Origin of the sequence: Wolinella succinogenes DSM 1740 (assembly GCF_000196135.1) — a bacterium.
In the GTDB taxonomy this organism is placed as follows: Bacteria; Campylobacterota; Campylobacteria; order Campylobacterales; family Helicobacteraceae; genus Wolinella; species Wolinella succinogenes.
The window spans coordinates 853,050-872,978 of record NC_005090.1; the positions used below are offsets into that span (position 1 = coordinate 853,050).

15 protein-coding genes and 1 pseudogene are annotated in these 19,929 nt (G+C 46.9%); 7 read left to right on the forward strand and 9 right to left on the reverse strand.

The window, feature by feature from the left end:
* Nucleotides 1–36 precede the first annotated feature (36 nt).
* Nucleotides 37–696 carry a response regulator transcription factor gene (locus WS_RS04315; protein WP_011138802.1) on the reverse strand — a complete coding sequence of 220 codons (660 nt, stop codon included), beginning with the start codon at nucleotides 694–696 and terminating at the stop codon, nucleotides 37–39.
* Nucleotides 693–2,588: an FIST N-terminal domain-containing protein gene (locus WS_RS04320; protein ID WP_011138803.1), complete on the reverse strand. Its 1,896-nt coding sequence runs from the start codon at nucleotides 2,586–2,588 to the stop codon at nucleotides 693–695. The genes WS_RS04315 and WS_RS04320 overlap by 4 nt, the downstream gene beginning before the upstream one ends.
* 294 nt (nucleotides 2,589–2,882) lie before the next feature.
* On the opposite strand from WS_RS04320, the gene WS_RS04325 reads away from it, so the two are divergent.
* From WS_RS04325 to WS_RS04340, 4 genes are read left to right on the forward strand one after another with little or no spacing between them, the layout of a single operon-like run.
* Entirely contained in the window at nucleotides 2,883–3,905 is a 1,023-nt protein-coding gene (locus tag WS_RS04325) for an efflux RND transporter periplasmic adaptor subunit (protein WP_158305199.1), read from the forward strand.
* 10 nt (nucleotides 3,906–3,915) lie between these two features.
* Nucleotides 3,916–7,050 (forward strand): multidrug efflux RND transporter permease subunit, encoded by a 3,135-nt coding sequence (locus WS_RS04330; RefSeq protein ID WP_011138805.1) that lies wholly within the window; start codon nucleotides 3,916–3,918, stop codon nucleotides 7,048–7,050.
* Nucleotides 7,043–8,491, forward strand: a complete 1,449-nt coding sequence (locus WS_RS04335) for an efflux transporter outer membrane subunit (RefSeq protein ID WP_011138806.1) — start codon at nucleotides 7,043–7,045, stop codon at nucleotides 8,489–8,491. Before WS_RS04330 ends, WS_RS04335 begins: the two co-directional genes overlap by 8 nt.
* Entirely contained in the window at nucleotides 8,491–9,117 is a 627-nt protein-coding gene (locus tag WS_RS04340) for a TetR/AcrR family transcriptional regulator (RefSeq protein ID WP_011138807.1), read from the forward strand. The genes WS_RS04335 and WS_RS04340 overlap by 1 nt, the downstream gene beginning before the upstream one ends.
* A 103-nt stretch (nucleotides 9,118–9,220) precedes the next feature.
* Here WS_RS04340 and WS_RS04345 read toward each other — a convergent pair whose 3' ends face one another.
* Genes WS_RS04345 through WS_RS04370 form a run of 6 tightly spaced genes read right to left on the reverse strand, consistent with a single transcriptional unit; the run spans nucleotide 9,221 to nucleotide 15,464 of the window.
* Nucleotides 9,221–10,435 (reverse strand): NnrS family protein, encoded by a 1,215-nt coding sequence (locus WS_RS04345; protein ID WP_011138808.1) that lies wholly within the window; start codon nucleotides 10,433–10,435, stop codon nucleotides 9,221–9,223.
* Nucleotides 10,435–11,172 (reverse strand): ABC transporter ATP-binding protein, encoded by a 738-nt coding sequence (locus tag WS_RS04350; protein WP_011138809.1) that lies wholly within the window; start codon nucleotides 11,170–11,172, stop codon nucleotides 10,435–10,437. The genes WS_RS04345 and WS_RS04350 overlap by 1 nt, the downstream gene beginning before the upstream one ends.
* Entirely contained in the window at nucleotides 11,160–11,942 is a 783-nt protein-coding gene (locus tag WS_RS04355; protein ID WP_011138810.1) for an ABC transporter permease, read from the reverse strand. Before WS_RS04355 ends, WS_RS04350 begins: the two co-directional genes overlap by 13 nt.
* A gap of 11 nt (nucleotides 11,943–11,953) precedes the next feature.
* Nucleotides 11,954–12,364, reverse strand: a complete 411-nt coding sequence (locus WS_RS04360) for a hypothetical protein (RefSeq protein ID WP_041571748.1) — start codon at nucleotides 12,362–12,364, stop codon at nucleotides 11,954–11,956.
* Nucleotides 12,364–13,341 carry an ABC transporter substrate-binding protein gene (locus tag WS_RS04365; protein WP_011138812.1) on the reverse strand — a complete coding sequence of 326 codons (978 nt, stop codon included), beginning with the start codon at nucleotides 13,339–13,341 and terminating at the stop codon, nucleotides 12,364–12,366. Before WS_RS04365 ends, WS_RS04360 begins: the two co-directional genes overlap by 1 nt.
* Before the next feature lie 8 nt (nucleotides 13,342–13,349).
* Nucleotides 13,350–15,464, reverse strand: coding sequence for a TonB-dependent receptor plug domain-containing protein (locus tag WS_RS04370; protein ID WP_011138813.1), 2,115 nt, complete (start codon nucleotides 15,462–15,464; stop codon nucleotides 13,350–13,352).
* 221 nt (nucleotides 15,465–15,685) lie between these two features.
* Here WS_RS04370 and WS_RS04375 point away from each other — a divergent pair, with 221 nt between their 5' ends.
* The 3 genes and pseudogenes from WS_RS04375 to WS_RS04385 all read left to right on the forward strand — a co-directional run.
* Complete coding sequence (locus WS_RS04375) at nucleotides 15,686–16,600, forward strand: WD40 repeat domain-containing protein (protein WP_129545365.1); 915 nt, start codon at nucleotides 15,686–15,688, stop codon at nucleotides 16,598–16,600.
* Between the two features lie 94 nt (nucleotides 16,601–16,694).
* Entirely contained in the window at nucleotides 16,695–17,333 is a 639-nt protein-coding gene (locus tag WS_RS04380; RefSeq protein WP_011138815.1) for a Crp/Fnr family transcriptional regulator, read from the forward strand.
* A gap of 138 nt (nucleotides 17,334–17,471) precedes the next feature.
* Nucleotides 17,472–18,650, forward strand: a pseudogene (locus tag WS_RS04385) (Sec-dependent nitrous-oxide reductase); the annotation flags it as partial.
* Nucleotides 18,651–18,712: 62 nt separating this feature from the next.
* Here WS_RS04385 and WS_RS04390 read toward each other — a convergent pair.
* The gene (locus tag WS_RS04390) at nucleotides 18,713–19,903 is read right to left on the reverse strand and encodes an IS3-like element IS1302 family transposase (RefSeq protein ID WP_011138235.1); all 1,191 of its coding nucleotides are present in this window, start codon (nucleotides 19,901–19,903) and stop codon (nucleotides 18,713–18,715) included.
* Nucleotides 19,904–19,929 lie beyond the last annotated feature (26 nt).

The window sequence follows — 19,929 nt, forward strand, 5'->3', positions numbered from 1 at the left end:
AACCTTCTTTTTGACGATTTTACCGGCTTGATCTGCTTATCTAGGGATCTTCACCATGTATCCAACTCTGCGGATGTTGATGATAAAATCCTCTTTAAGATTGTTTTTGAGTCGATTGATCTCTGCTCTAATGGTCGCTACATCCACTTCGACATCGCTCCAAACATCTTCCATGAACATCTCATAGCTACAGACAACCCCACGATTATGAGCAAGGAATTCGATGATTTGTGACTGTCGCTTGGAGAGAACTTGGGGTTCGTTATTAAAATAGAGCGTTTGATTCTCGCAATTAAATCCATACGAAGCGGAGAGTCTTTTATGCTTGCGCTGAACTTGTATGGCTTGAGAGATGCGGTCGATTCGCAAGCTTAGCTCTTTGAGGTGGAAAGGTTTTTTTAGATAGTCAAAGCACCCTAGCTCAAAGGCGCGCGAGATATCCTCAATGTCAATCAATGTCGAGATGAAAATCACAGGAATCATCTTTTTCTGTTCATGCAGGGTCGCTAGAATGGTGAGTCCATCAATGTTGGGTACATTGATATCAAAGACGAGCAGATCAAACGCCTCTCGCTCTAGAATCTTTAAGCAGACATCGCCATCTCTCACAGAGCTAATCGAGTGTCCCGCAGAGCTTAAGTATTGAGTGATCGCCTCATTAAGCAAAATATCATCTTCAAGCAACAAAATCTTCATTGTGCCGCCAAACTAAATTGATAGCTAAATGTGGTTATCTGTTCACTAGAGTTGAGCATCGCTTCCACTCCCTCCTCTTGGCAGATTTTTTTCACTAGATTGAGTCCCAAGCCAAAGCCATCCTGCACCTCCTCCTCCCGATAGTATTCCTCAAAAACCCTCTCTGGCTCTTGAATCTTTCGAGAATGAGAGGTGATGGAGAGGCAAGCCTTGTCTTTGATACGAGAGATAGAGATGAAGATGGGTTCATTCTCAAAGGTGTATTTGATGGCGTTGGTGAGGTTATTATCAACGATTCGTTGAAGTTTGGTTTCGTTGAAAAAGAGGATGAGGGGTTCGTCGGGAATCTGAAAATGAAAGCGTGATTTAGCTTTGCTTGCGACTTGGGCAAAGAAATCGACTCGGGTGCGCACATATTCGGCTAGGTTGATTCTTCGTTTGAGATAGACCATTTGATTTCTTCGCACAAGGTAGCTGAGGTCATCATAGAGAGAGAAGATGCTTTTGGCCGCTACTTCGATATTTTCGAGATAGACACTCTTGCCAAGCTCCATCTCGTGCAGTTCGATATTGGCCATGATGACACTAAGGGGCATATTCATCTCATGCACCGTGTAGTGCAGAAATTGTTTGTGCGAGGCGAGGAGATTTTTGGAGTAGTTCATCTGCTCCTCTAGCTTTTTTGATTGAATATCGTAGTCTCTAGCGCTTTGTTGAATGAGGTGGGTGAGAGATTCGATCGTCTGCGCGTAGGAAGCCTCTTCGGAGCGCCTTTTGATTTGGAGATTCTTCACGCAAAGTGCCGAATCTTCCTCTTCGCACTCACTCAAGGCGACTGCGGTGAGGGTCTGATTGAGGAGTTTATTGCGACCTTGGCTATGAAAAAACTCCGAGTAGGTGAAGAATCCTGCGGTTGGAGCGAGCCTTGCAAAGGGTTCCACTTCAAAGCGAATGAGGTCGGGCATATAGCGCCGTCTTGCCATACAGGAGTAGAGGAAGAAGGTTTGGGCTTGGATTTGATGGAGCTTTTTCATCGCCTTGATAGGATCACGAAAGAGCGATTTGGCATCGCCAAAGCCGATTTTGACCTTGTCTCCCTCGCTTAGATTCCCTGCAAAGCTAAGCGTTCCATCGGAGTGTCTGGCGATGACCGCTCTGGCGGTTTTGACACCATTTTTCTTCACGATGAGTGGAAATTCTATCGGGGAGACATGGCTTCCTAGATACTTCTCGTAGAATTTCACGGGTTTCATTCCATCGATCTTGTAGATGCGATTGCCCTTGGCCTCCTGAATGGTGTGCTCCACTCCGATGCTTTTCCAATCAAACTTATAATCAGTGGCGACCTTGAGTCGATCGGAGTTGAGCGAGACTCCCACGGCACCCTTATCAAAGATGTGGTTTTGGGAGGAGATGAAGGTTTGTTTGAGCTTGCCATTATCGCCTGCCATGCCTCCACACAGAGGAATTGTGCAGTCAAAAGATTCGATTCCTTGGAGAAGATTTTCGGCATTGGTATGGGTGCCATCTGAGAAGAGAATCAGTAGTTTTGTGCGAGAGGTGATGAGATCTCTGGCTAGCTTGAGTCCTCCTTGAAAGGAATCTTCTTCTTGGACAAAGGCGGTCTTGAGGGTGGTGTGGTCAAAAACAGTGATAGAGATGGAACTTTGGAGAGTGGTCACACGCTCTTCGCAAATCTCGCCGTCCGTCGTAGTGCCGATGCAGATGGCCTGGGGGAGGTGGCGCAAGAGGGTCTTGGTGAGATAGGAGAGTACGCTCCCATCTTGTCCGCAAAAGAGTTGAATGAGGAGGTTTGGCTTCTCTTTGAATAGAGAAAAGTCGATGAGTTCATCTATCTGACCATGATGGTAGAGGTAGTTGTAAGTTTTCATCGGACTCTCTTGCGTGATTTTTTAACGAAGGTTTTTTTGATTTTAGCATGAAGCTATTCAAAAAAGCAGCTTTGTCTTTTAAAAATGATTATAGACCATTGGTTTATATAAATAAAAGCTTTTTTTGGAACAATAGACCGATGGTTTATAAAAACTGATTTTGACTTCGAGGTCGTTTAAATGATTTCTTTTGGCTTAAAAAAAGAGAGATGGCTCCCCTTTGTTATAGCGCTAATTTTAGCTGGATGTGGAGATTCGGAAGAATCAGATAAGAGTTCACAGGCTTTACCTAAGGTGAGTTACTCGCTCGCGAAACCTTGGTCTTTTCCTCTAGAGGAGGATCTTCCAGGAAGAGTGGTGCCTTGGCGTGTGGCGGAGGTTCGGGCTCGAGTGGAGGGGATTGTGCTCAAGAGGCATTTTGAAGAGGGGGCAGAGATTAAAGAGGGACAAAAACTTTTCACCATTGATCCTGCACCCTTCAAGCTTGCACTTCTTAGGGCAGAGGGAAATCTAGCTCAGGCCGAGGCCTCCCTCCAAGAGACCCAAAGTCTTTTTCGCAGAAATGAAACGCTTATTCAAAGCGGAGCGATCAGTCAGCAGGAGTATGAGGCGACTCTGGCAGGCTTCAAGACGGCTCAAGCCAATTGGTTGGTCGCCAAAGCAAGCGTAGAGACGGAAAAGCTGAATCTCGAATATGCCGAAGTGAAAGCACCTCTTTCGGGCAGAATCGGGAAGGCGCTGGTGAGTGAAGGTGCTTTTGTGGGACGAAGCGAAGCGACTCCTTTGGCAATCATTCGTCAAATCGACACAGTTTATGTTGATTTCACCCAGCCTATCGCCTCATGGGTTCGCTTCCAAGAATCGATCAAAGAGGAGCTCCAAAAGACCAAGATTACTCTCGTGGCCGAGGGTTCAAATCACCCAATGGAAGGAGAGTGGGGTTTTGCCGAATCGGCAGTCAGTCAGGAGAATGATCGAATCTCTCTTCGGGCAAAGTTTGCCAACCCGGAGCATCGACTGCTTCCAGGCATGTATGTGAGGGTCAGGTTGCAAAATCAGCAGAACAAAGAGACGCTAGCTCTTCCCCAAAAGTCAATTGTTCGCCATGTCGATGGAAGTGCTTCGGTTTGGGTGATTGATTCGGATAATGCCGTGAGGGCGCGTTTAGTGAAAACGGGGAAAATGCAGAATGGATTGTGGCAGATTCTTGAGGGTCTCCAAGAGGGGGAGAGGGTAGTGAGCGTGGGCGAGGGCAAGATCAGCGAGGGAATGCAGGTCTCTCCTGTGGAGTCGATGATGATGACGCCACGTCCTTGAGGAGCCCTGAATGTCAAAGTTTTTTATCTATAGGCCCAATTTTGCTTGGGTGATTGCGATTTTCATCTCTCTAGCGGGAATATTGTCGATTCCTAAACTACCAATCGCTCAATTTCCTGTGGTGGCTCCCCCTCAAATTAGCATCAGTGCAAGTTATCCAGGGGCTTCTGCGAAGATGGTTGCTGAGACGATTACAAGTATTATCGAAGAGGAGATCAATGGGGTTAAAAATCTTCTCTATTACGAATCATCTAGCAGCTCTGATGGCTCTTCGGAGGTGACGGTGACTTTTAAATCAGGGACAGATTCCGATTTGGCTCAGGTTGATATTCAAAACCGCCTCAAAAAAGCAGAAGCCAGATTGCCGCAAGTGGTCATCAATCAGGGTGTTCAGGTAGAGCAGGCTAATGCCGACTTTCTCATGATGTACGCCCTCAACTACAAAGAGGGGGCTTCAGGCGATTTGGTCACCTTGAGTGACTACGCGGTGAGGAATATCAACAATGAAATTCGCCGTCTTCCTGGAGTGGGTCGCGTCCAGTTCTTTAGCTCTGAGGCGGCTATGAGGGTTTGGATTGACCCCATCAAACTGTTGGGCTATGGACTCTCCGTCTCGGATGTGACTCAGGCTATAAAAGCCCAAAACCTTCAGGTATCAGCAGGTGCTCTAGGGAGGAATCCCACAGATGGGGTGCAGGAGATAGAGGCGATGCTAAATGTCAGGGGCAACCTAGAAAATACAGAGGAGTTCGAAAAAATTATACTCAAGGCCAATTTGGATGGCTCAACTGTCTCACTCTCTGACGTGGCGCGCCTTGAAATAGGCAATTTGGATTACGGTTTTTCCACCAGCCTGAATGGAAAAGAAGCGATTGCTGCGGCAATTCAGCTCGCTCCTGGGGCTAATGCCATCAAAACCGCTGGATTGGTCAAGGAGAAAATGGCGCAACTCTCAGCAGGGTTTCCTGAGGGGATTGAATACTCGATTCCTTATGATACTTCGCGCTTTGTAGAGATTGCTATCCAAAAGGTTATACAGACACTTTTAGAGGCAATCGTGTTGGTCTTTTTCGTGATTTTGCTTTTTTTGCAGAATCTTCGTTACACCCTCATTCCTTCCATTGTTGTCCCTGTCTGTCTTTTGGGTACATTGGCGGTGATGAATGCTCTAGGCTTCTCTGTCAATATGATGACAATGTTTGGCATGGTTTTGGCCATTGGAATCTTGGTGGATGATGCGATTGTAGTGGTGGAGAATGTCGAGCGTATCATGAGGGAAGAGAGAATCTCACCCAAAGAGGCAACCCTCAAAGCAATGAAACAGGTCTCAGGGGCGATCGTGGGGATCACTTCTGTACTAACGGCAGTTTTTCTCCCCTTGGGTTTTATGGAGGGCTCAGTGGGGGTCATTTATCGTCAATTCTCGCTTTCGCTAGCGGTTTCGATTCTCTTTTCTGGATTTCTTGCACTCACGCTCACGCCAGCTTTGTGCGCAACGATTCTTAAGCCAATCAAGAGCGAAGGGGAAGAAGAGGGGAAAAAAGGGAAGTTTTTTGCTGGATTTAACAAGTTGTTTGCGGCTATCGGAGAGAGATATGCAGGCCTCAATAAGAAGAATCTCAAGCGTCCTAGTAGAATTATGCTCCTTTATGTAGGGCTGATTGGAGTTTTGGCGGCACTCTATATTCCTTTGCCTCAAAGCTTTGTTCCTGATGAGGATCAAGGGTATTTTCTGGTGGATATTCAGTTGCCCGCAGGAGCAACCACCCCCAGGACGATGAACGCCACGGATGATGTGGAGGCGTATGCTTTGGGGCGCAGCTCCATGCAGGATGTGATTATCGTGAGGGGCTTTAGCTTTTCTGGGGTGGGATCTAATGCGGCGGTGGCATTTCCTGTTTTGAAGGATTGGTCGGAGCGGAATGGGATGGAATCGGTCGAAAATGAGGTGATGGCTTTTGGGGCCAAGTTTGCAGGCTATGAAGAAGCCAATATCATGGCGATCAATCCTCCACCCATTGAAGGACTGGGTACGTCAGGTGGGTTTTCGTTGCGTCTTCAAGATCGAGGAGGGATTGGAATGGAGGCATTGCTTCAGGCGACAAATGACCTTTTGGCTAAACTCTCCACCTCCCCTCAAATTGCCTATGCCTATATGGAAGGACTTGGCGATGCCCCTAGGCTGAGTTTGGAAATCGACAGGATTAAGGCGGAGAGTTTAGGGCTTAGCTTTGAAGTGATAGGAGATACGCTCTCCTCTGTCTTTGGTTCGTCGATTCTAAATGACTTCCCCTATCAAGGGCGTATGCAGCGAGTCGTGGTTCAGGCGGACGCCCCCTTTCGTATGACCCCTTGGGCGCTAGAAGATCTCTATCTTGTGAGTCGCATGGGGGAGCAGGTGGCGCTTTCAAGCGTGGTGCACTCCAGATGGGATCGAGCGCCCATTCAGATCGTGCGTTACAACGGTTACCCTAGCGTTCGCATCACTGGTGATGCGTCGCCTCTTCACAGTACGGGAGCCGTGATGGCGCTCGTTGAGGAGATCATCAAAGAGCTCCCCAAGGGGATTGGTTATGAGTGGACGGGACTCTCTTTGCAAGAGAGAGAATCGGGGGCACAAGCACCTAGACTTTTTGCACTCTCGATTCTGGTGGTTTTTTTGATTTTGGTGGTACTCTATGAGAGCTGGTTATTGCCTTTTTCGGTGATGCTGATTGTTCCTGTTGGAGCTTTTGGAGCGGTCTTGGCGGCTTGGATAGGCGGGATGAGCAACGATGTCTACTTTAAGGTGGGCTTGGTGACGATCATCGGCTTGGCGGCTAAAAATGCGATTTTGATTGTGGAGTTTGCCAAAGAGATCAGAGCCGAGGGTCATAGCGTTGTCGAATCGGCACTGAAGGCGGCTTCTCTTAGGTTTCGCCCTATCGTGATGACCTCTATGGCCTTTATTTTAGGAGTTTTACCTTTGGTGTTAGCCCAAGGTGCGGGAGCCGCCAGTCAAAAGTCCATTGGGACGGGGGTGATGGGAGGGATGCTCTCCGCGACGCTTCTTGGAGTGCTTTTGGTGCCAATTTTTTATGTCTGGGTCTTTTCTTTAGCGGAACCTAGAGCAAAGAATCAAGGGGGAGAAAAAGGCCATGAGTAGCCGAACCATTGCTATAGCTCTCATGGGAATCGTAGGGATATCGGGGTGCTCTTTGGCCCCCAAGTATGAGCATCCCAGCGTGGTCATGCCTAGTTCGTGGGAGGGGGGAGCGCACCCTAAAGAGAGTGTTTTTGCAGGAGGGAAGCTCTCTTGGGATGAGTTTGTTTTGTCAAAAAATCTCAAAAAAAGTATTCAGATTGCACTAGAAAACAACAAAGACCTAAAGCAGGCACTCATCAATCTGGAGGCAACGCAACGACTCTATGGCATTCAGCGAGCGGATCGATTCCTTCAGCTGGAGGCTCAAGCAGGGGGAAGTCGTCAAAGAATCCCCGCCGATCTCTCGCAGAGCGGAGAGGCAATAATTCAGCATAGCTATAGCGTAGGGCTTGGAGTGAGTGCTTTTGAGCTTGATCTTTTTGGGCGAGTGAAAAGTCTATCAGAAGCCGCTCTTGAAGAGTACCTAGCGACCAAGTATGCCTCTTATGCAGTACGCATTGCCTTGGTGGGAGAGGTGATGCGTGTTTGGATTGAGCGACAAAGAGCGCACGAGAGGGTGAAGATTCTCCTTGGGATGGTGGATTCTCACAAGAAAAGTCAAAGCCTCATCAAAGAGCGCTATGAGAAGGGAGCGAGTGGTGCGATGGAGTATCAGGAGGCGGTGAATTTGGCCATCAAAGCACAGATGGATAGATATAAAGCCCAAGCAGAGCTTCAGCAAGCAGAAAATGCCCTTGTTGCTCTCTTGGGTCTTAAGAGTGCTTTGGAGCTGCCAGCGATGGAAGAAGAAGAGGCAATTTTGCATGGCGAAATCACCCCCTATCTCCCTTCAGAGCTTTTGCAACGACGACCTGATATTGGAGCAGCAGAGCATAGACTCAAGTCCAAATACGCTAATATCGGAGCAGCAAGGGCAGCCTTCTTCCCGAGAATCATCCTCACGGCCAACGGGGGAAGCTCCAGCGAATTGCTATCCAAGCTCTTTGATGGGGGATCGGGGGCGTGGAGTTTCGCTCCTCAGATCACCTTACCGATTTTTGATGCCGGGAAGAATCAAAACTCCTTGGAGCTCGCCAAACTCAGACGCGATGAGGCACTAGTCGAATATGAGAGAAGTATTGAGATTGCCTTTAAGGAGGTGAAGGATGCGTTGTCTTTGAGCGCTTCTCTCCACCGGATTGAAAAGGCCTCCAAGGAATCGATGCAAAACGAAGAGAAAAGGCTGAAACTTAGTGCATCACGCTATTCTGCGGGGATGGATAGTCATGTGCACTACTTAGAGGCCGAGCGTCGATGGTTGTCAGAGCGACTGGCTTGGGTGGAGGCAAAAAGCGCCGATGAGGTTGCCATGGCGACACTATTTAAAGTTTTGGGAGGCGGATGGAATCCCGAGGAGATTCTTGGCGAGGACGAAGGATTGGGTGCAAACAAGGAGGAGTGATGCCAGCGGTAGTGGATAGAGAGGAGAAGGCTAGAGAGATATGCCAGAGGGCTTATGAAGTGTTCACGACAGAGGGAATAGAGAAATTTTCTCTCAATCAATTTATTGCCTTGCTGGGAATCTCTAAGGGGCAGTTTTATCACTATTTTAAAACCAAAGAGGAGCTCATCTTTGCCGCTATATCGGAAAAATCGGAGTGGTTTGTCAAGGAGATCAAAGAGAATCTAAAGGGCGCCAAGACGCTTATAGAAAAGCTTCGAATCCTCTTTGTTTTTTATGTGGGAGAGGAGGAGGAGATGGTGCGTTTTAGAAGAATCCTCTTTGACACTTTTCATCTCTATATCTACTCCAAGGACTTAAAAGCTAGAGAGTTTAACGCTGAGACCTATGAGTGGATGGATCGAGAGCTCGAAGCGATCCTTAAAGAGGAGATCGCCCGCGGCCATCTGCGAGAAGAGGTTTTGGAGTGGGTGGAGATCATCCCCTCTAGTGTGGATGGAATCTATTTGCGCTCTATCATGACGGATGGATATGATCTCAAGAAAGCCTTGGAAGATCTTTTTATAAAAATTGAGAAAATCTTTGGAGTGGAAGGCGAGAGGGGGAGGGGGTTGGATGTGAGATGATTCTTTTTGCTCGATGAAAAGAATCCACTGCTTTGAAAATCCAACCCATGCCAAGCTCCCTCAAGAATAAAAACGAATTGCATTATATATCCAAAAGAGCCTCTCATCCCGCTATCCCATCCGCACGGGGATGTCTTAGGTGGTTTTTGAAGCGATAGTAGTAGAGAATGAAGCTTAGGGCAAAGAGTAGTGCGCTGAGGCCATACCCCCAGCCCTCGATCCAAGTCCCTGAGGCGAATCGAATCAGCACAGAAAAAAGTAGGCTCCATATCGAGAATCCGATGAGCCAATCAAAGACGATTCTTCGTCCTGTATGGACAAAGCCCACGACGAGCATCACCATAAGAAATGATCCTCCCCAAGCTCCCACGGTGAGCAGGTGTCTTGCTTGGCTTAAATAGGGGAGCTCAAAGAGGTAGCTCACTCCTAAAAGCGCGTACCCTCCTGCCATCGTGCCAAAAATAGCGGTGAAAAAGAGAACATAGGGGAGCCAAAAGATTCGCTCAAATCGCAAATGAAAGTCATTAATGATAGCAAGAATCGCTGCACTACTAGCTAGGGCCAGCCAGCCTGATGTGCTCGTCTCTCCCCAAAACTCAACCGCACTAAAAAGAAGCACACTAAAAATAGCGAGGTTGTATCGATAAGGTCTTGCAACAAAGAGATCCTCTCTCTTTTGATCCTCCATGAGTTCATTGATCGCCTCTGTCTGGACGCGTCTAAGAGCCAAAAGAATAAGCACCATGAAGCCTCCAAGGGCTAGATAGAGCCAAGAGAGAGGGGGTGTCTCTATCCATCCAAGGATTGAGGCAAAAAAGGCTCCTTGGAGAAGAGTGAGCCAAAGAATCGTGTACGCAAGAGAGGCGTGGCGTTGGAGTGGATCGAGCACAACAGGCTTAAATGCCCAAAGCAAAAGCGCCAAGGAGAAGGCAAGATTGAGCAGCATAGCAGGGTAGATTCCTATCAAACCCATTGTCCAAAATGTGATTCTCCCTAGAAGATAGAGCGCGACGAGCCATTGGAGTTTTCGACCGACTATGGGGATAACCCCCGGAAAGAGTTCGGGCAGGCCTGTGAGTAAAAAGGCAGCGATTCCTGCAAAACCCACGCCATAAAGAAGCTCATAAATATGCCACAAGAGAGGATCGCCAAAGGGAATCATGGGGATGATTCCGCTAAAGCCAAGCCCCCAAAGAAGGGTGATGAGGGCTATATACCAAGGCAATAAGAGGAAAAAAGGTCGAAATCCATAAGCCCAAACAGGAGAGAGTGATTCTTGAGTGGGGTAATATTGATAGTGTTTAGCAGCGGTGGACATCAGCGTAACTCCCATGTAAAAGTTTGAACGACAAGGGGATGGGCAAGGAGTCTAGCGCTCTCCTCCAAGAGATAAGACTCGTTTCGCTCCAAGGCAGGGGTGGAGAGCTCAAAGGTGTGGATAATCTCTCCAGGGTCGGCTTTGAGAAGCAGGATTTTGTCGCTAAGAGCGATCGCCTCTCTGGGGTCGTGAGTGATGAGAAAAAGAGTGGCTCTGTTCTCTTGAAGATATTCCAATAGCAGGGTCGAGAGCTCTTTTTTGATGCCTATATCTAAAGCACTAAAAGGCTCATCCAAAAAAAGAAGCGTGGGATTTCCCACGAGCGCTCTAGCTAGAGAGACGCGCTGGCGCATTCCTCCGCTTAGGTCTTTGGGGAATTTCTCAAAGTCGCACTCTTTGAGTCCAAAGCGTGAAGCGATCTCTTTAGAGCGATGGATGGCCTCTTTGAGGGGAGTTTTTTGATGAAGTAGTCCTAGGGCGATGTTGTCGATCGTATTTTTCCAAGGGAGCAGTCGCGGCTCTTGAAAGGCGATCGTGGACGAAGCAAAAGAGCACTCAATGCTCCCCTCTTGAATATCCAAAAGTCCCGCGCATAATTTCAAAAGAGTGCTTTTTCCACCTCCGCTTGGGCCGATGATGGAGAGGGTGTCGCCTCGATGAAGATCTAGGTGGATATTTCGAAGAATCTCTGCATAGCCAAAGCGATGATAGAGTCCTTGGACGCTTAATTTCTCCATGATTGCACCTCTCTTTTGATGGGCTCTAGGATGAGATATTCAATAATGAGCAAAGTGCCGACCATCATGCAGACGAGCGCTAAAGCGGTGATAGTCTCTAGATGGCTTCTAGCGATGGCCAATTCGGCTCCGATTCCATCGCTCGAGGAGAGAAGTTCCGCCATGATGACGATCTTCCAACTCATTCCAAGGGCGGCAATATAGGAGGGAAAAAGATAGGAAAAGAGATGGGGGATATAGAGGTGGAAGAGCTTTTGTATCCACGAGAGAGAGAAGGCATCGCACATCTCTTGTGACTCTCCCTCAATAGCGCGACTTCCTTCGAGGGCGCCCACAAAGACGATAGGAAACGAGGCGATAATGATCGTAAAAAGCACCGTTCCCTCGCCCAGTCCAAACCAAATCATCGCCAAAACAATCCAAGCGATTGGAGGAATTCCAACCAAAATCGTGACGATAGGACGCGCTAAAAGACTCGCTGTTTTGAAGAGCCCTGCTAAGAATCCAAGCAGAGAACCTAAGGCTAGAGAGATCAAAAGTCCTTTTAAGGCTCGATGGAGCGTAAGAGAGAGGTGCTCTTGGATTCTTGGATCACCAAGAAGAAGCGTGAGCTTTTCAAAAGTCTCTAAAGGGGAGGGGAGGATGAGGGAGCCATAGAGCTGATGAGCCACATTCCATAGGGCGACAAAAAGAAGAATCGAAGCCACCGATCCCCATCCACTCCATAATGTCCATGGAAGCTCTTTTAAAATTTTGACTGTTGTTTTCACCAAGAGACCTTTTAGAGAAGAAATAGAGCCTGAGAGAGTACCACCAAGAGGAGCATCATCCCAAGGAGAAATCGATGAAAGGCGCTTTTAAAACCCGCATAAGAACGAGTCAAAGGGGGCACAAAAAAAGGAGCGAGATAGAAGAGCACGACAAGGAGAAGCCCCAAAAATGCCTTGAAGTGCAAAAGCCAAGCCGAAGAATCAAAGTAGAGATAATAGAGACAGAGTCCGCTAATAAGCAAGAGAGCGTTGTTGAAGTTGCCAAAACGCCGAGAGTGAATCGCCAAAAGAGATTCGACTTCGCCAAATTTCTCTGTGCCTAGAGAGGGCTTGATTCTAGGCACAATGAGAGTCCGAAAATAGACGCAACCGATAAAAAAGATCGCGGTGATTAGGTGTAGAGTTTTGAGAAAAATTAGCATCAAAAATCCTTAGATTGATAAAAGGAGTCATCGGGGCGCTTCGAGCCAATGAGCCGTGCATCAAACTCCTCCAAGATGGCAAAAAATCTCTCTAGAGATTCGCGCGCTTCATGGATGGGGGTTGAGCGAAAGCGAATGTGAGGAATCGAATCGCTAATGGCTTGAGGAGTGAAAAAAGTGATTTTTTGGGCGATAAGCTCTCCCGCCTCTTTGGGGTGAGATTGATACCACTCTAGTGCCTTTTCATACTCCTCCATCACTCGTTTTTTGAGGTGGGGCGAGAGACTCTTTTTGGCGGCGATACCTGCTTGGGGAATGAGGGGCTCACCGTGGAAGAGCCGACCCCACTCCTCCTGAAGATTGATGGCGCGATAGAGCTCAGGCGCAACAAGCTTGAGCGGAAAGCTCCCCGTTTTTCGCATGGCCATAGAGGTGGCAGGCTCGGCGAGTAAGACATGATCACCCCTCCGTAAAAGGAGCATCTGGAGGGCGTCTGGAGGGGAAGAGACATAGCGAAGCTTTACGTCCTTTTGCGGGTTTAGACCTGCTTTTTGGAGGAGGGCTTGAAGAATAATATCGGGCATATCCGCCCTAAAAGGCACAAGAATCTCTTTTCCTTTGAGATCCTCAAGGTGGCGGATAGAGGGGTCGCGGCTCACGATCTCTAAGATTCCCCATACAGAGACATTCAGCAGTTCGATCTCTTGATTCTTGTGATGAAGAATCGCCGCCACATTGGTCGGTAGGGCAATAAAATCAATCTCTTTTTGAAGAACCAAGGCGCGCAACTCATCGGGATTGTTCCAAAGGCGAAACTCCACCTTGGAGGCAACGTCCTCCAAGACCCCCTCCTCGATCATCTTCAAAAAGGGATGCGAGACGCTCGCCACGGGGCCTGAGAGGATAAGCTTCTCTAGGCGCTCTTGTGCGTAGGCTCCCCAAAAAAGCGTTAGAAGCAGGAAAATGGCTCGACTCATAAGGAATCCTAAAAAAAGTAGCGCAAGCCCGCATACATGACGCGGCCTCGATTGGCAAGGATGTTCTCATCCACTTTTTCACCCAGTACATTATTCATCCCTCCAAAGAGCTTGTAGCGCTTGCTTCCTTCAATCGTGTAGTCGATGGAGAGATCAAGAAAAGTGTCCGCTTTGGCTTTGTAGCGATGCACATTGTCGGAGAGATCGCTTAGTTCGTACTCTTGCGCACCTACATGTCGGAGGGTTGCCCCTAGAATCAATCGAGGGAGGGGTTCGTATTCGGTTTTGAGTCGCACGGTGCGAAGGGGGGTGAGCAGCAGATCCTCTTTAGTCTCTCTATTTTCACTTCTTAGCTCCATCCACCCCAAAGAGCTCTTGAGTGAGTCGCTCCATGCGTATCCTAAGGTCGCTTCGATTCCTAGAGTGCGGGCATCGGCGATGTTTTCAAAGGTGTAGTAGGCGGGGTAGCGCACCATCTCAATTTTGTCTTTGATATCGTTATAAAAGAGGGCTAGATCGTAGCTCCATGCATCCAGTCTGCCCCCTAAGCCAATCTCATAGGCATTCACAAATTCAGGTTTGAGATCGTAGGCGGAGGTTTTGACTCCGCGAATCACCTCTGAACCCAATTGAAGACCCACGGGAGTCTGCTTGCTGATGTAAAGCTCTCGAATATCAGCGGTGCGATAGCCTTGAGAAAAGCTGGAGCGCAGGCGCAAGGAGTCGCTTAGGGCATAGTGGGTGCCAATTTTAAAAGTGGTCTTGGAATCGGCATTGGAAATATCATCGTATCGAACGCCAAAGAGCCAATTCCACCGATCGCTTGCCTCCCACTCATCCTGGAAGTAGAACGCCTTGTAGTCCACTTTTTTAGTCTCCATGGTGCCCTCTTGATTAAAAACGGTGCCCTCGCGCGTCTCATCTCGGTATTCGCCCCCTAAAGTGAGAAGATGGCTTTGGGCAGCGAGATATTGAAGGTAGCTCTCATAAGCGCTTACTTTGACATTGGCATCCATCCCGTTGCTTGCAGAGGCCTCTTTGGAGGCGTACCCCATATCTTCCCAGTAGAGAGCTGAAGTGCTATTACGCTTTTTGTATTTAGATTGATAGGCCTGCCCAAAGAGAGTGAGATCGGGGGTGAGCTTGGCCTTGAAGTGGGTGCCCCAATGGGTGCGGCGATTGGAATCTTCGGATTTGACGGGGATGTTGTAGAGGGGGATTTTATTGCCTCCTGAGCCGTAGTTGCTTGGGTGATAGTTGCCGATATAGTCCCCTTCGCGCTCCTCTTTCATGAAGCTAAAATCCACTCCCGCGGTGAGGGCTTCGGTGAATTCATATTGGAATTTGGTGTTGAGATTGTAAACGGTCGCCTCTTCTGTGAGCGATTCTTGGACGGCATAAAAGTCTTTGACATTATTTTGAAGGGCGGGTAGAGGATGGGTAGAGGGTTTGACCTTGGCTCCACTTACGGGATGTTTGGCATAGACATTGGCCACTTTGCTCTCCTCTTGACCCGCACCCTCTAGGATGCTTCCGCTTAATGCATAGGAGAATTTCTCTTTTTTCCCTCTTATATCCAAATCGCTCATCCCCTCAAACCCTTCTCCTTTGTAGCTTGATTCGCCACGAAGCCCAAAACTGCCTTCGACCTCTTTGGTGGGAGCTTTGGTGATGATGTTGATGACGCCACCCATTGCATCAGACCCATAGAGGGCGCTGGAGGGGCCTTTGATGATCTCGATTCGTTCGATAATGGAGAGGGGGATTCGATCTAGATCATAGGGGTTTTTAACCTCTCCAGCGAGCCTCTTTCCATCGATTAGAAGCAGGGTTCCGCTGCTTCCCAATCCTCGAATTGAGAGGGCGCTTTTGTTTTTGGCGCTTGCTGAGGGGAAGGCTCCATTTTGCAGAGTGAGAGAGGGAAGATTTTCAAATAGATCTCGAAGTCGCCCCGCATGGCTGTTTTGAATCTCTTCTTGGGTGATGACAATCACAGAGGCAGCGACTCCATCGACTCTTTTTTCGCTTTTGGTGGCGCTAGTGATGGTGATGGCTTCTAGGTTTTCACTCGCTTCTAGGGCGAGGCAAGCGCATAGGCTTAGATAGACGATTTTAGACTTCATTCGACAACGCTCCTCATAAATTAAGAATGGGTCGCATTATATGAACATGACGAAGAAAAGGCATTGATTTTCATCAATAAAGAGTATTAAGAAATCTAAATAGAGGAGGAGGGGTTTCATTAGGAGGTCATTAATTTTAAGAAATCGTTTAAAAAACAAGCGAGCTATTTTCGATCTTTGCATAAACTTATAAAAACATAAGATTTTCATAGGACTTGCAAATGATAAAGTTTATTTTAACTTCAATGCTTCTTTGGAGTTTTGGCTGGGGAAAATACGCACTCATTGTCGAGGAGCGTTTGGGTGAAGGAATCGAGGTGAGTGCGCTGGCTATGGAATCATCAGGAAAGCAGATAGCTCTTGGCTGTAGTGATGGCGGAGTGAGAATCGTGGGGATTCCTTCAGGAAGAGTGGAGTTGATTCTAAAGGGGCACGCAAGTCCCGTGAGTGCACTTGCCTTTCTGGATGGAGAGACGCTTCTCTCAGGGGATCGAGGAGGCGAGATGAGGAGATGGAATCTAAAGCTCCAAGAGGGAGAGGTTTGGCCTGAGCGCTCATTGGAAGCAAGAGGGGCAGTGAGGGCGATAGCGGCGCAAGAGGGCTTTTATGCGGCAACCTTCGAGAATCACACTTTGGAGTATCAGGATAGAGAGGGGAAGAAGCACTCTCTTTTTTATCCAAGGAATTTTCAAATGATTGGCTGGAGAGGCTCCTCTCTCTATCTGCTTGGCTGGGATCGGAGGCTTAGGGTGGTCGAAGCCCAAAGCGGCAAAGAGACGCTGGAGAGAGAGCACTCTGATGAGGTGCTTGCCTCGGCTTATTGCGCCTATAGAGATGATCTGTTAGTCGCGGATGCGGGGAGAAGGGTGTGGAAAATTCCTTTTGATTCTAAAAAACCCTCTCAAGAAGTAGGAATGGTGGAGTTTTCCCCTAGCGCTTTAGCGTGCGACCCGTTTGAGAAGGGGGTTTGGATTGGAGGGAGTCAGGGGGAAGTGATCTTTTGGGGGGAGGGGGGAGTCAAAGAGTTTTTAGGTGAGATGAGGAGTGGGGGAGTGAGAGGGTTATTCGCTCCTAGTGAGGGAATTCTCGTGGGAATTTCATGGGAAGGGAGAGTTGTGGTTTGGAAAAAATTATAGATTTCTTATAAATTGATTTAAGTCAATGACTTAAATCTCTTTTTGATATTAAAATTAATGATGGTTTAAACTAAATTTCACGGGGGGATAAAATATGAGGGAAGCCATCAGAGGGCTATTTAAGGATATATCCGAATCGGTGGTGGATGAGATTTTGCTCATGGCGACCCTGCAGAGGGTGAGACATGGAGATCTGATTTTTGCCGAGGGAGAGAAACCTGAGAGGCTTTATGTGTTGATTGAGGGAGAGGTGAAGGTTTTTAAAGTCAATCACAAGGGGGATGAGACGATTTTGCGATTCTTTCATCCTGTACAGTTTATCTCAGAGCTTGCCTCGCTGGACAATCTCCCCTTTCCCACCTCAACCAAAGCGCAGACGGATTTGAGGCTGGCCACTTTTGAGATTGAATCATTTAAAGAGTTGATGCGGGCTCATATTGAGCTTTATGATTTTATGCTCCACTCTTTGTGTCAAAAGCTCCACTATCACATGAATGTGACGATTGCCAAAAATAGTGACAATGAAGATTCTTACTCCAAAATTGCGCTGCTTCTTTTGGAGGATTTTACCTCTTTTGCCCAGACTAAACATTGGAAGATTGCCCAGTCGATCAATGTAGCCCCAGAAACGCTTTCAAGGGTTTTGAGGCGTTTTAGAGAGGAGGGGGCTATTGGGGGCGTGGGGAAGAAAATCTCCCTCCTGGATCGCTCTAAACTGAAAAAATACCTCTAAATCTCTTTTAAAAGATTAGTAGAAAATAAAAATTATTATTTATAAAAATTTTAGTAATACTTAATGACTCAAATCAATGCGCTATTTCCACTTTTAAAATAGACTGTTAATGCCAAATTAACAAAAAGGAGTGGGTAAATGCAAAGATTACTAAAGCAATCTTTGGTTGTGACCGCTAGCCTATTGGCGCTTGGGACAGCCTCTTTGGCTTCGTCTGATCTTCAAACGATCATGAAGGAGCGAAAGCTTACCGAGAAGGATGTGCTAGCGGCGGCTAAGACTTACCAGCCAAGCGGAAGAAAAGATGAGTTCGTTGTCTTCTCTTCGGGGGGTCAGTCAGGTCAGATTCTTGTCTATGGGGTTCCTTCGATGAGAATTTATAAGTATATTGGTGTCTTCACCCCTGAGCCTTGGCAGGGCTATGGGTTTGATGATGATTCTAAAAAGGTTCTTCGCCAGGGGGATATTCGAGGGCGAGAGATCAATTGGGGCGACACACACCACCCCAACTTTACCGAGAAAAATGGTGAGTATGTGGGGGACTACCTTTTTATCAACGACAAGGCCAACCCTCGAATCGCCGTTGTGAATCTGCATGACTTCGAGACCACGCAAATTGTTGTCAACCCCATCATGAAGAGCGAGCATGGTGGATCGTTTGTGACTCCCAATACTGAATATGTGATTGAGGCGAGTCAATACGCCGCCCCGCTTGATCATCAATACCATCCCATCGAAGAGTATGAGGCGGTCTTCCGAGGAGCGGTGACGCTTTGGAAGTTTGACTACGCTAAGGGTAAAATCGATGAAAAGGCCTCTTTTTCTCTAGAGTTTCCTCCCTATATGCAGGACTTGAGTGATGCGGGCAAGGGGGAATCTTTTGGCTGGGCATTCACTAACTCTTTTAACAGTGAAATGTACACTGGCGGAATCGAAAAAGGACTCCCTCCCTTTGAGGCGGGAATGAGCCGTAACGATACTGACTATATGCACGTGTATAACTGGCAGATGTTAGAGAAGCTTGCTCAAGACCCCAAGAATTACAAGATCTATCACGGGCACCGAGTCATCTCCATTGAGGCGGCGGTCAAAGCAGGAGCCCTCTTTTTGATTCCTGAGCCCAAGTCTCCTCATGGGGTGGACGTGAGTCCAGATGGGCGATACATCGTGGTAGGCGGGAAGCTTGACACACACGCTTCGGTCTATGATTTCCGCAAAATCAAGCAACTTATCGACAAAAAAGAGTTTATCGGCGCTGATCCTTACGGCATTCCCATTTTAGATATGAAGAAGACGTTGCATGGGCAAGTCGAGCTATACTGCCACCATTTGTCAAGACAACTTTTTGAGAATTCATCTTCCAGCCTCTAGCCTTTAATTTAAGCAACGTTTTTCAACCCTTCTAGATAAACATTCATGGGCTTTTGATAATTTAGTGCTGAATGAAATCTATTGTGATTGTAAAAATTGATATATCTTGAAACCTTAAATCTGAGATCTGAAATAGAGCTATACTCATTGATATAGATTTCATCATATTTTAAAGTCCTAAAAAATCTCTCAATGGCAATATTATCAATGGATCTGCCTTTACCGTTCATAGAGATTTGAATGTTGTGTTTCTTGAGAAGTTCTGTATGTTCATGGCTGGTATATTGGCTACCTTGGTCGGAGTTGAATATTACAGGAATGTCATATTTTTCAATGGCTTCTTTTAAAACATCTGTTACAAGAGATGTATCCATAGTTGTTGATATTTTCCATGAGAGTATCGTTTTACTGTGCCAATCAATAATGGCGCACAAATACACGAAACCACCCTTGATTGGGATATAGGTAATATCTCCACTCCAAACCTGATTGGCTCTGTTAATTTCAAGCTCTCGTAGTAGATATGGATAGATTTTATGTTTATAGTTTTTAATGGATGTGTGTCGTTTCTTTTTTGGAAAGATTGCCTGTATCCCCATAGTGTTCATTAGCTTATTGACTTTATTTACACCAATTGAAAATCCATCTTCCAAAAGCTGCCTATGCATAAACCGATAGCCATAGGTTGAGGATATATCAGTATATATCTCATCTATCCTTTTCATGATTTTTAAATCATTGTCTGATATGGGTTTAGGTTCATAATAAAGGGTTGAGCGATTTAAATCTATTATTTCACATTGTCTTGCCATGGAGAGATTCTTTAGCTTGGGTGTGACAAGATCTTTTTTATTTGATAAGCCCAAGCTCTTTAGCTTTCCCACTGCCCAATCCCTCTCTATGGTTGTTTTTCCTAATTTCTTTGCTAGAGCATCATTCTCTGTTTTTAGCTCTTCTATCTCATCTTTATAGGCTTTAGTAGCCGAACCTACATCAAATACTAGTGATGCATTCTCTAAAAACTGCTTTTTCCAATCAATGAGACTTTTTGGTGTAATCTCATATTTACTGGCAATCTGTGCTACAGTCTCTTCGCCACCTAGTAATTCTAAGACAACTCTAGTTTTAAATTCTGCACTATAGCTTTTTCTTTTTCTACTCATTTTTTCCTCTCCTAAATCTTTAGAAAATTCTACCATTTAGGAAGATAAACCTTTCAATTTAT

Bases quoted from the DNA above. Each gene is read 5' to 3' on its own strand.
- WS_RS04350 (WP_011138809.1), bottom strand. From the start codon at position 11,172: ATGGAGAAATTAAGCGTCCAAGGACTCTATCATCGCTTTGGCTATGCA.
- WS_RS04335 (WP_011138806.1), top strand. From the start codon at position 7,043: ATGAGTAGCCGAACCATTGCTATAGCTCTCATGGGAATCGTAGGGATA.
- WS_RS04365 (WP_011138812.1), bottom strand. From the start codon at position 13,341: ATGAGTCGAGCCATTTTCCTGCTTCTAACGCTTTTTTGGGGAGCCTAC.
- WS_RS04340 (WP_011138807.1), top strand. From the start codon at position 8,491: ATGCCAGCGGTAGTGGATAGAGAGGAGAAGGCTAGAGAGATATGCCAG.
- WS_RS04330 (WP_011138805.1), top strand. From the start codon at position 3,916: ATGTCAAAGTTTTTTATCTATAGGCCCAATTTTGCTTGGGTGATTGCG.
- WS_RS04370 (WP_011138813.1), bottom strand. From the start codon at position 15,464: ATGAAGTCTAAAATCGTCTATCTAAGCCTATGCGCTTGCCTCGCCCTA.
- WS_RS04375 (WP_129545365.1), top strand. From the start codon at position 15,686: ATGATAAAGTTTATTTTAACTTCAATGCTTCTTTGGAGTTTTGGCTGG.
- WS_RS04380 (WP_011138815.1), top strand. From the start codon at position 16,695: ATGAGGGAAGCCATCAGAGGGCTATTTAAGGATATATCCGAATCGGTG.
- WS_RS04315 (WP_011138802.1), bottom strand. From the start codon at position 696: ATGAAGATTTTGTTGCTTGAAGATGATATTTTGCTTAATGAGGCGATC.
- WS_RS04320 (WP_011138803.1), bottom strand. From the start codon at position 2,588: ATGAAAACTTACAACTACCTCTACCATCATGGTCAGATAGATGAACTC.
- WS_RS04345 (WP_011138808.1), bottom strand. From the start codon at position 10,435: ATGTCCACCGCTGCTAAACACTATCAATATTACCCCACTCAAGAATCA.
- WS_RS04360 (WP_041571748.1), bottom strand. From the start codon at position 12,364: ATGCTAATTTTTCTCAAAACTCTACACCTAATCACCGCGATCTTTTTT.
- WS_RS04390 (WP_011138235.1), bottom strand. From the start codon at position 19,903: ATGGTAGAATTTTCTAAAGATTTAGGAGAGGAAAAAATGAGTAGAAAA.